This is a genomic window from uncultured Anaerobiospirillum sp. (genome assembly GCF_902485895.1).
In the GTDB taxonomy this organism is placed as follows: Bacteria; Pseudomonadota; Gammaproteobacteria; order Enterobacterales; family Succinivibrionaceae; genus Anaerobiospirillum; species Anaerobiospirillum succiniciproducens.
Map to the genome: position 1 here is coordinate 1 of NZ_CABTML010000078.1, position 14,518 is coordinate 14,518.

Below are 14,518 nucleotides of genomic sequence, written 5' to 3' on the forward strand. Positions count from 1 at the left end.
ATAATGTGCGCACAACCTATGCGGATGGATGGCAGAGCGGTTGAATGCAACGGTCTTGAAAACCGTCGAGGATTTGCGTCCTCCGTGAGTTCGAATCTCACTCCATCCGCCATCAGGTAATCAAGCGGCTTTAAGGCCGTTTTTTTGTACCCAAAATCATAGATACAACATTTCTAAACATATCCATCCCTATCGCCCACTTCTTTAGTTAGTCGAGCACTACTACCTGCACTCAGCCCTTTTCAATCTAAGTCAACGTGCAAAGCACAACGCCGCATTTCAACCTTACGCAGGCATAGCAGCTAATGCCCCAATTATCTGCCCAAAGCTCGCTCTTATCAGCGCAGCATACCTTAGATAGGCATTACCAACCCCATCGCTGCCCTGCATGGCTTAGCAGCGCCATTAATGCGTTCGGTAACGCTACAGAGCGAGGCAACCATACACACTCTTTCGTAGCTATAGCTTAGCAGCAAGCTACCTCTATCATTACTGCAGCTTGTCATGCGCGTAGCATGGCATGGCCGCACGATGCTGAGCATGCTTGGCATATGCTAGGCAAACGAAAGTGCTTAGATGTGCTCCTAGTATCTTCAATGTGATTCTATGCGCGGGTATTACCTTCAATGTAATTCTATGGGCGGCTATCACCTTCAATGAGATTCTACCTTCAATGAGATTCTATGGGCCGCTATATAGCAGCTCTCGCGATTGAAATAGATTGGGCTGCCCTAAAACGATAAAGGCCCTGATGATATTAATCATACAGGGCCTTTTAGAGCGCTTAGTACAAAACTTACTAAGCTACAAAAGCACTTGGACAAGCTTTGCTTGAAGCATTTGCCCATGCTGCTAGTAGTGCTACTGTGCATGGGCAATGCCTTGTAAATAAGCCTGATGCTTACTTACCACTCGTGTTAATGAGTGGCTGCAGCATATGCTCTTAAGTTAATTAGATGAGGTACTTGAGTACGAAGAAAGCAGCTAAGATCCAGCTTGCTACAGTAATACTCTTGTACTTGCCAGCACACAGATGTAAGAGCACGTATGCGATCATGCCTAAAGCGATACCCTCAGAGATGGAGTATGACAGTGGCATCATAACGATACATAAGAAAGCTGGGATGGACTCTGAGTAGTTAGCAAAGTCGATCTTCTGTACCTGGCTCATCATCATCAGACCAACTAAGATCAGTACTGGAGCAGTAGCAGCACCTGGAACTGATAAGAAGAATGGAGCTAAGAACAGTGCAATGATAAAGCAGATGGCAGTGGTAAATGAGGTAAGACCAGTACGACCACCCTCAGCAACACCAGAGGCGGACTCAACGAAGGTAGTAACAGTTGAGGTACCAACCATAGCACCTGCAGTAGTACCAACAGCGTCAACTAAGAAAGCCTTCTTTAAGTGAGGAATGCGGCCATTCTTGTCTACCATGCCAGCACGAGTAGAAACACCCACTAAAGTACCGATAGTATCGAAGATGTCCACAAATAAGAAGGTGAACACAACGAAAGCCATTTCAGTGGTGAAGATCTTATCAAACTCAAACTTGAATAAGATTGGTTCTACTGATGGAGGCATGCCAACTAAGCCACTTAAATCAGTGATACCTAAAGGAATACCGATTAAGGTGGTAATTAAGATACCTAATAACAGTGCGCCACGGACACGTAAAATAAGGAGAACAGAAGTTACAAGCAGACCAATCATGCCCAGCATTGCAGGGCCTTGAGTAATGTCACCTAAGGATACTAAGGTTGCATCATTGTTGACGATGATCTGAGAGTTTTGCATACCAATGAACGCAATGAACAGACCAATACCTGCTGAAATCGCGTACTTAAGCGACATTGGCAGTGCATTAACAATCTGCTCACGAACATTAGTAATTGTCAGGATGATGAAAATGAGACCCTCAAGCAATACTGCAGTCAGAGCAAACTGCCAGGTGTAGCCCATAGTCAGACATACGGTATAGGCAAAGAAAGCATTAAGGCCAACACCAGGTGCCAAGGAGAAAGGCAGCTTAGCGTAAATAGCCATTAATAAGGTAGCTAAAACAGTAGAGATAACTGTTGAGGTAAAGAGCGCACCCTTATCCATTCCTGCAGCTGCTAATACGTTAGGAGACAGCGCAAGAATATAGGCCATGGTCAGGAATGTGGTTACACCGGCTAAAATCTCGGTCTTTACACTATGGACATTTGGATCAAAGCCAAAGAGTTTCTGTAACATTGAAAGAGCATCCGTCAATCAAGGCAGCTCACTGCAAAAGTAAAGTCGATACGCCTTTATCTATCCACAGGAGATACTAGACACGAACAAGCAGGATTGCTTGTATGAAAAAGAAGAGAGGGAGACTATGTGCCTTACATTGAGCTAACAAGGCACAATATAAGTTTTTGACTCAATAAATTGAGGTCAAATCAGCATGAATAAACAAGCCTTGCACTAGAGTCTAAAATTTAAGCTAGAGCATCACGCACTAAGCATAAAACTGCCGCGATAATAGCACCAAGATCACAAATTTGCAATGAAACTAATGTTAAAAAAGCGGATACTTACGGGCTTTATGTTATATAAGCCAACCCAACATAATATAAACTTGTTTGATAAGTTACAAATTCCATAATTAACTGATTTCAGCATCAGTTCAGTACACTCATTTACAAGCCAATTTCCACAAAACGCCACACTAATTTTCAAAAGATTAAGGCTTAGAAACAATTACTTAACGATACTTAGCTCAAAAGACTGTAACAAGGTGTGTCTAAATCGGCATTTAGCCCTTAGATTGCTTGCATTCTATGCGTTTGGCTAATAAGCTTAGTAAGATGTCTTGTAGATAGGATGTAAAAGACTAGTATTCAAGAGCTAAGTTACACTTATTCTGCAAGAGACTTTCATGCCTAGAGCCCTGGTCCTTGGTATACCAAAGACTAACAAGGCTAGCTAGCTGAGTGCCATATGGCAAAGAGGATCGCGATGAGCATAACTCCTGAAGCAGAGAATAAAGCTAAACCGATTAAGAAAGCCGTCATTGTCTCTAAGGTCTATCACCGTCCTGTTGGCGGTGCCATTAGTGACATTGCTAAGTTCTTAAAGGGCTTAGGTGTAGATGCATACGTCGATCAGAACACTGCAGTTGGCTTTAACATCTCAGATGTTCCTGTAATTGCCCGTAAGTCTATCCGTGAGACTGACTTAATTATCGTTGTGGGTGGCGACGGCTCATTGCTCGGTGCTGCTCGTTCAATGGTAGATTTTGATGTTCCAATGCTCGGTGTTAATCGCGGCCATCTAGGACTGTTGACTGACATTAGCCCGAAGAATATCGAAAACTCTTTAGCCAAGGTAGTTGCAGGCGAGTACAACATTGAAAAACGCACGCTCTTAGATGTGCGAGTCCTCCGTCGCTCTGAAGAGGGCATTGAAGATCAATTAGGTCAATCTCTAGCCGTCAACGAGACTGTAATCCACTCTGGTATTCTTGCCCACATGATTGTCTGCAAGGTTAATATCAATGGCAACTACATGTATACCTTACGCGGCGATGGCATCATTGTTGGCACTCCTACGGGCTCTACCGCTTACTCACTGTCAGCTGGCGGACCAATCATTGAACCTCACTTAGATGTTCTCTCTTTAGTGCCAATGTTCCCACAGTCGCTCAACTGTTCTCCAATCATCATTCCAGGACAAAGCAAAGTTGAAGTCGATTTCGAATTTAAAGAAGACGTCCATGAATGGGTTAATGTTAACTGTGACGGACAGGTAACCATTCGCGCCGACACCAAGTGTGTAGTTCGCATTCGTCAGCACCACACACCACTGACGCTTATCCACCCTGAAGGTTACGACTACTACTCTGTCCTCCGCCAAAAACTTGGATGGGGCCAAAGCCTAGTTTAATCACCTCTCGTAAATGAGTGACATAGCACTTGCAAGCAAGTGCTATTGCTCAATCTAACAAGCACAGCTTACTGAGATAGCAACCTAATTTTCAGTCCTGTGCTCCACATAACTGCATCAAAACTTCGATGCAGTTATGCGCCATCCTGCCCATTAATAAGCGCATATCGTTACATTCAAATGACGATCGTACCCTCTTAGCTGCGCCTGTTATGATGCTTTTGCTTAAAGTCATCGTCCACTCTTAGTTTGTATAGACAGAGTTGCACAAGATAGCAAAACAGATCACCCCGCACCGAACAGGCTAAACATACGTAAACCTAGATCATATGCTAGGCAAACTATCTTTTTGCACTACTTAGATCTTTTGAATAAATCAGTAGCATCATATACACGCTTAGCACGACAACCATAAGGCAATGGAGTTTAGCTATTTACTTAGCAGCATTTACGGCTGTGACCTAAGTTAAGGTCATGATCGCAAGCTACTTTCACAAGCTAAGATCTTTGTGCTATCCTATAGCATACTAATTAAAACTTGATTAAATTAGTAACTGTACTGTTAGTAACAAATGTTACTAACAAGCAAGATATAGCCTGACTTTTGCAAACATATACCGCATCTCTTATGGTTTTATAACCAAGAGTTTGCAAAATAAATGGGCTATTTTGGGCCAAATTGCCCCTTGATTTAAAATCTAGTTTATATTCTAGTATAACTAAATTACCTGTATAGTTTAGTTTCGACAGGGCATATGAGCGCAGCATGTAAGCCACTAGTTATTTACTGCCTTATAATGCGTAACGTGCCTTAATGATGCTAGAACCTGTTAATTTACAGCTAGGCTGAGTTAACCTCTTAGCATAACATTGCATGGCTTGAGACTTTTGAGCGCTATTTATTCCCACTATTACATATTCTGTGGCGTACTTAGCTTATACTCGTATCTCAGCATTGGATAACATATCTCGGAGAGATCATGCTAGAACAACTCAATTTGAATAACCTTGCTTTATCAGTAGAGGCTGAAGTTGATTTCACTCCAGGCATGATCTGTATTACTGGAGAGACAGGTGCGGGCAAGTCATTAGTTGTCGATGCCCTGTCCTTAGTACTCGGAGCTAAAGCCGATGCCAATATGGTTCGCCAAGGTGAAAAGCAGCTTGAGGTTAATGCCCGCTTTTCCTTAAAAAATCAATTTAAAGCGATCAAGCTCTTAGACGACTACGGCTTTTTGCAAGAGCGTAATAGCAAAAGCAGCGATCAAAAGATCGTGAGCGAAAAAGCAAATACAGCCTCTGAGAGTCAAGATCCCGATAATCATAGCAGTGGCGATCTTATCTCTAGCCATGATCCTCATCTTGAGCAAGTTGAGAGTAGTGAAGTAGATACTGCTGTGGTTGCTGATGGACAGGCTGTAGGATTTGACTCATGGAATATGCATGATGATGACGAGCTCTTACTGCGCCGTATTGTTACCTGTGAGGGCAAGTCAAAAGCATATATTAATGGCCATCCTGCTACGCTAACTCAGCTTCGAGAAATTGGTCAGCTTCTAGTTGCTGTTCATGGTCAGCATGATGGCGTGCGCCTCATGGATGGCAAAAGACAGCTTGAGATCGTTGATAACTTTGGCAAACTGCGTCCATTAGCTAACGAAGTTAACGATGCTTTCAATCGTTATAGCAAACTACGCCACGATCTTACTAAGCTTGCTGAAGAGCAAAAAGCTGGTGCCATGACCTACAAACAAGATCGCTATGATCTTGAAGAGCTCAAGCGCCTCGACTTTGCTCAGGGAGATTATGAAGAGTTAGAGAGCATGTTTGATCGTGCTCAACACCAAGCTCAATTTAGCTATATCTTGGGCAATCTACATGCAGGTATTGAGCTTAACGAAAACAGCTTAGTGGCGATCTTAGGTAAGTATTTATCTTCACTTGATAAAGTTAAAGCCTTTGATCAGCGTATCGATAAGATCGTCGAAAACGTTGATGCTGCAGTACAAAACCTCTTAGAAGCCTCGGGACTTGCTGAGGACTTATGCACTCATACTCTCGATGTAAGCATTACCGAGCTTGAAGGTCGCATGACCAAGGCTCACGAGCTTGCTCGTCGCTTCTCTTGTCTGCCAAAAGAGCTGTACTTAATGGCTGAACGCATTGAGAATAAGATTAATAATTTTGTCTCTTTACGTAAGCGCATCAGTGATCTTACAGAAGAGGTTAAAGCAGCGCGTGCAGATTATGAAGCTAAGGCTCAAGAGCTTACCAAGGAGCGTAAACTAGCCTCGGCCTCATTAGCCTCCAAGATTGAAGAGAAGATCAAAGTCCTCTCCTTACCAGATGCCAAGTTTGATATTGAGCTTAGCCGTGATGAGGAGTGCAAGCCACGTCCAAGCGGTCGTGATGAACTTACCTTCATGTTCTCAGCCAACCTAGGCCAAGGTTTACGTCCTTTAGCTGCTGTAGCCTCAGGCGGTGAGCTTTCCCGACTTGCTTTAGCTATTGAAGTTTTGACAGCGTCAGTTAACTCTACCCCTACCCTTATCTTTGACGAAATTGATACGGGTATTTCAGGCAGAACCGCTCTTTCAGTTGGCGAACTACTAAACGAGCTAGGCAACTATACCCAGGTAATTACTGTAACTCACTTACCTCAAGTAGCAGCTAAGGCCCATACTCAATTTGTGGTAGCTAAGTACAATGAAGCCGGTCAAGTTAACTCTACCATTACAGCCCTCAACCATGATGGCCGTATTGAAGAGATCTCACGCATGATCGGCGGCTCTACCATCACAGAGACAACGCGCCAAAGCGCTCGAGAACTCTTAGGCTTCAACTAATCCATCCTCAAGGCGTGGCTACTGTAAATGCTCTTAATTGCTCTTATTTGATCCTAGCCACGCCAACATCTTGCCAATTAAAGCTTATCTTTAGCCCAATACCATTTTCTTTCCGCTCGTATCTAAAGCTATAAAGCTAGTTACGCTAGTGAAAAGAACGCCGTAATCGTACCTATCTTTTTGTGCGCATAGAACCATGCGTGCCTATATTTATTGCAGCCATGCGTGCGTACCTGCATTTGTTTATGCGTAGAGCCGTGCGTGCGTACCTGCATTTGTTTATGCGTAGAGCCGTGCGTGCGTACCTGCATTTGTTGATTCATATAGTCATGCGTGCGTACCTACATTTGTTGCAGTCATGAGCAATGCTCACACCTTAGTTATCCATTTAGCTTAGTTATGCCATGATTGAGACTGGCTGTTGTTTGCATACTGGCAGTTAGATTTGGTCGGTATGTGGGTATTTTTGCACCAAAAGACATCAAACTTAGCTAGCATTGCGTGCAAATGAACATTTTTGAGACATTTTTTAGGAAACTTCCTAAAATAGCATGGAGCTGCTAATAGCAGTTTGCAGCAACAATACATAACAAGATAACGCTTGTTTAAGCAGAAAGGCACGTGTTGTGGCCACATGCTTTCGTGGTCTTTTTTTTGTTGTTGCCTGAGTCATTGATGAATTAAGAAGTTCTCATATTGAACAAGCTGAGATGGATACCAACATTCGACTATGAGTGAAGTAAAGTCCTTTATCATACGTCCTGCTCAAGAAGATGATCTTGAACAAATTGCTCGTATCGAGATTGAATCAGCTAAAAATGAAGGGCGTTTAGAACCGCTTGGATATACGGTCAAAGAGATGCATAAGCTATGGAAAAAGCGTTTGCGCTCTGGTGACTTTGATATTCTCGCTGCAGCTAACGCTGAAAATGACTCACACGTATTAGGATTTATTGGCGTGCAAGCGCATCATGGTAAGCCTGGCTTTATTCAGGCCATCTATGTTGATCCAGCTTTCTATCGCCATGGCGTAGGTAAAGCTTTATTAAACCTTGCCGATCGCTTATTTCGCATGCGTCGCTGTCCGCATGCTTATCTCTATCTTGAGCCCCTTAATCATAAAGGCAGGCTCTTTTACAGTAGTGCCGGTTACTTAACAACCAACAAAAGATATCGTCATCTACAAATCCTCAGCAAGGAGTTTGGTTCATGCTAAAAGTCTGTATCGTAGGCCTGTCAGGACGTATGGGTCATGTTATTTTTGATTGCTGCCAAGGTATGGAAGGCTTCAAGGTAATCTCTGGCATTTCGAAAAATGACAACCCACTGCCATTAAGCTTCAATGGCGAAAGAGCAGACTCTGTTGAGGGACTTACTGTTGTACCAGATGTCTTTATCGACTTCTCACGTCCAGAGTGCTCCTTAAGTGTTTTAGATTATGCAAAAGAGCATGGCTGCGCTGTAGTTTTAGGCACTACTGGCTTTACTGATGACGACAAGTCAAAGATTGTCTCCACTGCTCGAGCTGTTCCTGTAGTATTTGCAGCAAACTTCTCTGTAGGCGTTAACGTCATGTTAGCTCTTATCAAGAAGACCGCTGCTATTATGCAGGATGCAGATTTAGAAATTTACGAGGCCCACCACCGCTATAAGGTTGATGCTCCATCAGGTACTGCTTTAGCTATGGCAGAGGCTGCTGCGGAAGCTCGTGGCGTACAGTTAAATGATGTTTTAGTAGCAGGTCGTAATGGCATTACTGGTGAGAGAGCTTACGGTACTATCGGTATCTCTTCTGTACGTGGCGGTGATGTGGTTGGCGAACACAATGCTATGTTCTTAACCGATGGCGAGCGTGTATGCATTGAGCACATTGCTACTTCACGTGCTACTTTTGCTCGTGGTGCTATTCGCGCTGCTTCATGGGTTAGCGACAAGAAGCCAGGACTTTACACCATGAAGGAAGTTCTTGGCTTAGACAAGATCTAAAAAGCACCAATCCATAACTATTAGCCTATCTTAAGATAATTTGTTAGCTACCAAAAATAAGATGGGCCTTAGCAAAGATTGATGCTAAAGAAAAAGGGGAGCAAATGCTCCCCTTTTTCTTTTCTACTTGCTACCTTAGGCACTAAATAATAGCGCCTAAGGAGCTTGCAGTTAAATAATTAGAACTTGAAGCCGTTCATGATCTTCATGAGGCGATCAACTTCTTTTGAGGTGTTGCTAATAACAACCTGGTTCTCGTTAGCAATCTGAGCAACATCACGTGAGGTATTAGTAAGATCCTGCATGTTAGCTGAGATCTCATTACTTGCAGTGGACTGCTCTTCAGCTGAGGCTGCGATCTGCTCGATCTGAGCATTTACATCCTTAACGTGAGAAGCGATCTCATTAAATACAGTCTCAAGACCTGTTGCGTTCTGAGCAAGGTTATCCATACCAGTTACAGCACGCTCCATGGATACAGTAGCATCGTTAGCTACACTCTCCATGCCCTTAACCTTAGAGGAAATCTCGCCAGTTGAGGAGCTAGTACGTGATGCCAGAGCACGAACTTCGTCAGCAACCACAGCAAAGCCACGACCTGCCTCACCAGCACGAGCAGCCTCAATTGCAGCGTTCAGAGCTAATAAGTTGGTCTGAGCTGCAATCTCATCAATGGTGTTAACGATTGAGTTAATAGAACGAGACTGATTGATCATAGCCTCGATCTGCTTATTGTTAGTCTTAGACTGCTCGGACTGCTCAATAATGGCGTCAATAGACTCCTTAGCAGTGTGCATACCTTCGTTAGTCTTATCAGTAGACTTACGAGCTAAATCAGCTGCTGACTCACAATTTGCAGCAATCTCTTGAGTGGTAGCAACCATCTCATTAGCTGCAGCTGCAATGGTAATAGCACGGTTTTCTGAGTCGTTAGCATGATGAGTTAAACGCTCAGTTGCTTCACTAGCATTCTTCATTTCTCTATCGATGTTGCGGCCGATCTCAACGAGCTTGTACATAACAGATGACTGTTGATGACGTAAAGCCTCTAAGGTGCGACCAAGCTTACCGATCTCATCTTCATATGGAAGATCAACTTTATTAGAGAAGTCCTGCTTTTCCATATGACGCATGCTTTCCATGATTACATCTAAAGCATTAGTAATGTAACGAGAGGAGAAAGTTGCAATCATTAATGAAAGCACAATAGCGAGTACAGTAATAGAAGAAACTAAGATGAGCGGACGTGAGTCTGCTGACTTATCCACTGCATCATTAACTTCCTTGAACATGCCACTACGCATATAGTTCAGCTCGGCAAAGATAGAGTCAACCGCAGGCTCAATCTTGCTTCTGTAAACAGTTAATGCGCCTGCAGCATCACCAGCTTCAACACGAGGTACTAACTCACGCTCAAAATTGTGTTCAAACTCAGCTACATACTCTTTTAAGCGACGTGCAGCATCATGGTATACAGCGGCTTTATAATTTGAAACTTTAGAACTAAAAGGCTCAGCGACAGCTGTTAACTCACGATGAATTTCTTCGGTATTGCCAAACTGCATAGCAGCAATATATCTGACGATTAAAACTTCAATCTCATATGCTGTGGTGTGAATATCATCAACAACACCATAACGATTGTTCAGAGTATTATGAACATCAGTGGCAATAGCCTGATTGCCTCTTAAAGAGTACAGAGATACAGAAGTGATGATTAAAATAAGAAATATAAGGACACAGAAGTTGAATAACAACTTTGTTTTAATTGCCAGTTTATAATACCATTCCATTGCTATCTCCCAGACAGCACCTGTTTTGCTTTAACCTAAAGCATCTCCATACAACCTAAGGTTGAGAGTTAAACAGACTGCTGTGCCGCACTCTTAAATAAAGAATCGGCTTGTTTGCTGATAAATCTATTAATGCCTCACACTTAAGGCTTGCAGCTAATGCGCTAAAGATAAGTTTTACTGAAAACTTTAGTGAAAACACAAACTGACAAACTTGCTGCCATAAAAAACAGTTAGTTTGACTGCCATATAATATGTTTAACTAAAGAAAGTTACTGTGACACAATTTACACTGCCACAATAAAGCTACAAAAATTTCACCTGTTATATGAACTATATCACAGCAACAAGCTTGTAGTCTTAACATTTAGTTGTATAGAACTTATTCTTTATTCAAAACTTGCTAAATATTTAGCAGGCTCTGTACATCAGCCTCATGATTAGCACATCTCATGCCTTATCCATGCCGCTAAGCCCACCCATGTACTATTGTCTTAATTCAACATCGCCCAAATAACGTTCTATAAGTAGCGCGTTACCAAGAGATTGAATTAAACAACATTGGGCCTATAGCCATCTCATCTAAAGATGTATATCACAGTCCAATAAAGCCGTGATCCAAGACATCAGAGAGTTACCACCGCAATTTAGTGCAAGTTAGGTAACTACATATTGCAAAATCATACCATTATGCCTTGAAAAGGCTATGTAAAGCATCAAGAAACACAAGCGAATTAACATAAATTGTATCGAAGTTGTTAACATTGCATTTCTTGCTTGTATTACAAGAGTGACCATTTGCAGCAAAATCTTACACTTCGTACAAAGCTGATGCCTATGAACATCCTATCTATGCACTAGAGATAACAAAATTTCTAGTAGTACCTGTCTAAATAAGCACCTTATGCAAGTCCCCAACACCTCTCACTTAGCTAAATACATAAGCTATAGCTTGAGACTTTCCCATAACACTATCGCTGCCAATTACTAGCAGTAACTGGTCATGCCAAGCTAAAAGTAATGGTTTGCTACCAACAGGACAAGCCTAAACAAGACTAAAGATCACAGACGAAACAAGATACGCAAGGGTAAAGATAAAAGAGAGATTGCATATCAAAGAGCGATTCTGAGGGTAATTGAAAGAGGTAGTATTGAGAGGACTATAAGATGAAGTCGTGGAAGACTCATATAGAAAGGCTATTAGAGCTTGGAGCCATGGCATTAAGTGAATAACGCCATGGTCCAGGCTTCAATCTTTTGCTTGTGCCTAGAGGAGATGTTAGGCACTAGACTGTTTTAAGTGTGATTAGATAACACCCTGAGCGATCATTGCATCAGCAACCTTACGGAAACCAGCAATGTTAGCACCTAATACGAGGTTGCCCTGTGCGCCGAACTCCTTGGCGGTCTCAGATGCATTGTTGTAGATGTTGATCATGATGTCGTGGAGCTTCTTGTCAACAACTTCAAATGGCCATGCGGTCATAGAAGCATTCTGCTCCATCTCTAACTGAGAGGTAGCAACACCACCTGCGTTAGCAGCCTTAGCAGGGCCGTAGCAAATACCAGCTGCTAAGAATGCGTTAATTGCATCGATAGTAGATGGCATGTTAGCGCCTTCAGCAACACACTTACAGCCGTTAGCTAATAAGGTCTTAGCGTCTTCTAAGAAGAGCTCGTTCTGGGTTGCGCATGGGAAAGCAGCGTCACATGGAACGGTCCATACGAAGTGCTTGCCCTCTGGGTACTCAGATACAGGAACATACTTAGCAGTCGGAACTAACTCAACATAACGAGTTAATGATGCACGCTCAACTTCCTTAACCTGCTTTAATACATCAACCTTAATGCCATCTGGATCGTAGACAGAACCACGTGAGTCAGATACGGTAACAGGCTTAGCACCCTTTTGGTATAACTTTTCACAACAGTAAATAGCAACGTTACCAGCACCTGAAACGGTAGCAACCTTGCCCTCTAAAGAATCACCACGATCCTTTAACATTTCTTGAGCAAAGTAAACGGTACCGTAACCAGTTGCTTCAGTACGTGCTAAGGAACCACCGTAGTTGAGGCCCTTACCAGTTAAAACACCCTCATAAGAGGTGGTGAGGCGCTTGTAAGTGCCGTATAAGTAACCGATCTCACGGCCACCAACACCGATGTCGCCAGCTGGAACGTCAATGGTTGCACCAATGTAGCGGTGTAACTGAATCATGAAAGCCTGGCAGAAGCGCATGATCTCATTGTCTGACTTGCCCTTAGGATCGAAGTCTGAACCACCCTTAGCGCCGCCAATTGGAGTGCCAGTTAAGGAGTTCTTGAAGATCTGCTCGAAGCCTAAGAACTTTAAAACACCCTCATTCACAGATGGGTGTAAACGTAAGCCACCCTTGTAAGGGCCGATTGCGGAGTTGAACTGTACGCGGTAGCCACGGTTTACCTGGATCTCGCCCTTGTCGTCAACCCACTGAACTAAGAAGTGGATAACACGCTCAGGCTCAGTGATGCGCTCGAGGATCTTGTTCTTCTGATAAGCAGGGTTCTTATCAAGGGCTGGCTGAAGGGTACCTAAAACCTCTTCAACAGCCTGTAAGAACTCAGGCTGATAAGAATAACGCTGTGAGAGCTGCTCGAAGACCTGCTGTGAATAGGACATTTCGTATCTCCTAAAAAAACGAATTAGATTGAAGTACAGGGCTTAATTTACGCGCACCTAAACCAGCTATCAAGAAAAACCTTTCATAAGCCCTCAAATTTAAAAACTGCGATCCATTTTGGTAAGGCAACGCACCTAAACAAGCAAGCCACCTAAATCTCTACATAAAGCAACAACACTTCACCATATTGCCCGCACAAACATTATAAATAAGCCACTTTTAACAACTGTTTAACTAAGAATCTACGTCAAATACCGCTACCACAGAGTATTTTTACATACAAACATAAATATCATGTTGGTTAAAATAGTGCACACAAATTTGATCTAAACCTCATTTTCACAACATACTCTAGAGAGATAAAGATCAAGTTTTGGCTGACATGCACTTACATATCGACATAATACGTCAGTAAACTAAAGCATAAACAGCATATATAAGCGATTCTTAAATAAACGCACCATTTTGGACACGATTTTTAGACTTTTCACCAGTACTTGTTACCTAATAAACGCACAAATTTGCCCCGTGACATCTCAATGCCACTAATCAACAGATAGATGTTCAAAACAATGTAATGGATGGATGGATGGATGGATGGATGGATGGATGGATGGATGGATGGATGAGTGTAAGTTTCTGACTGAGGGATGTTACAGGCTGTTGGTCATTAGCCCCAAGTGCATAGTTCAACGTCACCTTCTACACTGGAGATACCGAAGTGACATCAATTACCTTAAGCGACGGTCTGCCTATGGATAAGTTAAGTACCGAAGTTGTGGATGAGCTTAACGATGGTGTAGATGTGGCCTTGCCGCTCAGTATGGATCTCTTGGCAGCACCATCGGAGTGAACTACGTAGGTTCAAGGAACACTGATTCATTTGGTGTGAACGCTAATGTACGTTATTCATTATAATAAGCATTGAGTTACCAGGATCGCATTAGGCTACTACTTCACTACTACACATGATTAAGCAGTAGCCTGATGCATGTGATCCTATGAAGCTATCGTGAGCAGTAAAATTCCTAGCCAATCATGAACGCTTTTTTAATTATTTTTAGCTTAAAAACCATTGTTTAGCAGCATTAGACAAAAAGTTAATGCATTAGCAATTGGCTTAAATAAGGCATTTGAGCGCATATAGCTCACTTCTTTGCAAAATGTTGTAGCTTTAGGCTTGCACAGTGTAAAAATATCGGTATAATGTGCGCACAACCTATGCGGATGGATGGCAGAGCGGTTGAATGCAACGGTCTTGAAAACCGTCGAGGATTTGCGTCCTCCGTGAGTTCGAATCTCACTCCATCCGCCATC

General features: G+C 42.8%; 8 protein-coding genes and 2 tRNA genes. 7 read left to right on the forward strand and 3 right to left on the reverse strand.

Features of this window, described 5'->3' with window-relative positions; all coding sequences use genetic code 11:
• Positions 1 to 22 precede the first annotated feature (22 nt).
• Positions 23 to 112 (forward strand) — tRNA-Ser (locus RDO37_RS06580).
• 840 nt (positions 113 to 952) lie between these two features.
• Here the strand turns inward: RDO37_RS06580 and RDO37_RS06585 are convergent.
• Entirely contained in the window at positions 953 to 2,239 is a 1,287-nt protein-coding gene (locus tag RDO37_RS06585) for an NCS2 family permease (protein ID WP_308498516.1), read from the reverse strand.
• Between the two features lie 750 nt (positions 2,240 to 2,989).
• Here RDO37_RS06585 and RDO37_RS06590 point away from each other — a divergent pair.
• From RDO37_RS06590 to dapB, 4 genes are all read left to right on the forward strand, one after another.
• Entirely contained in the window at positions 2,990 to 3,916 is a 927-nt protein-coding gene (locus RDO37_RS06590) for an NAD(+)/NADH kinase (RefSeq protein WP_052339075.1), read from the forward strand.
• A gap of 980 nt (positions 3,917 to 4,896) precedes the next feature.
• Complete coding sequence (locus tag RDO37_RS06595) at positions 4,897 to 6,762, forward strand: DNA repair protein RecN (RefSeq protein WP_308498517.1); 1,866 nt, start codon at positions 4,897 to 4,899, stop codon at positions 6,760 to 6,762.
• Between the two features lie 730 nt (positions 6,763 to 7,492).
• Complete coding sequence (locus RDO37_RS06600; protein WP_281709902.1) at positions 7,493 to 7,978, forward strand: GNAT family N-acetyltransferase; 486 nt, start codon at positions 7,493 to 7,495, stop codon at positions 7,976 to 7,978.
• Complete coding sequence (gene dapB, locus RDO37_RS06605; protein ID WP_308498518.1) at positions 7,972 to 8,748, forward strand: 4-hydroxy-tetrahydrodipicolinate reductase; 777 nt, start codon at positions 7,972 to 7,974, stop codon at positions 8,746 to 8,748. The genes RDO37_RS06600 and dapB overlap by 7 nt, the downstream gene beginning before the upstream one ends.
• Before the next feature lie 179 nt (positions 8,749 to 8,927).
• Here dapB and RDO37_RS06610 read toward each other — a convergent pair whose 3' ends face one another.
• Positions 8,928 to 10,541 carry a HAMP domain-containing methyl-accepting chemotaxis protein gene (locus tag RDO37_RS06610; RefSeq protein ID WP_308498519.1) on the reverse strand — a complete coding sequence of 538 codons (1,614 nt, stop codon included), beginning with the start codon at positions 10,539 to 10,541 and terminating at the stop codon, positions 8,928 to 8,930.
• Positions 10,542 to 11,847: 1,306 nt separating this feature from the next.
• A complete protein-coding gene (gene gdhA, locus RDO37_RS06615; protein ID WP_308498520.1) occupies positions 11,848 to 13,200 on the reverse strand; it encodes an NADP-specific glutamate dehydrogenase in 1,353 nt (450 codons plus the stop codon).
• A 722-nt stretch (positions 13,201 to 13,922) separates the two neighbouring features.
• Between gdhA and RDO37_RS06620 the strand changes: the two genes are divergently transcribed.
• A complete protein-coding gene (locus RDO37_RS06620; protein ID WP_308498521.1) occupies positions 13,923 to 14,054 on the forward strand; it encodes a hypothetical protein in 132 nt (43 codons plus the stop codon).
• A 372-nt stretch (positions 14,055 to 14,426) separates the two neighbouring features.
• A tRNA-Ser gene (locus RDO37_RS06625) sits at positions 14,427 to 14,516 on the forward strand.
• Positions 14,517 to 14,518 lie beyond the last annotated feature (2 nt).

Excerpts from the sequence above, each read along its gene's own strand:
- RDO37_RS06585 (WP_308498516.1), bottom strand. The coding sequence starts at position 2,239 with ATGTTACAGAAACTCTTTGGCTTTGATCCAAATGTCCATAGTGTAAAG.
- RDO37_RS06590 (WP_052339075.1), top strand. The coding sequence starts at position 2,990 with ATGAGCATAACTCCTGAAGCAGAGAATAAAGCTAAACCGATTAAGAAA.
- RDO37_RS06595 (WP_308498517.1), top strand. The coding sequence starts at position 4,897 with ATGCTAGAACAACTCAATTTGAATAACCTTGCTTTATCAGTAGAGGCT.
- RDO37_RS06600 (WP_281709902.1), top strand. The coding sequence starts at position 7,493 with ATGAGTGAAGTAAAGTCCTTTATCATACGTCCTGCTCAAGAAGATGAT.
- dapB (WP_308498518.1), top strand. The coding sequence starts at position 7,972 with ATGCTAAAAGTCTGTATCGTAGGCCTGTCAGGACGTATGGGTCATGTT.
- RDO37_RS06610 (WP_308498519.1), bottom strand. The coding sequence starts at position 10,541 with ATGGAATGGTATTATAAACTGGCAATTAAAACAAAGTTGTTATTCAAC.
- gdhA (WP_308498520.1), bottom strand. The coding sequence starts at position 13,200 with ATGTCCTATTCACAGCAGGTCTTCGAGCAGCTCTCACAGCGTTATTCT.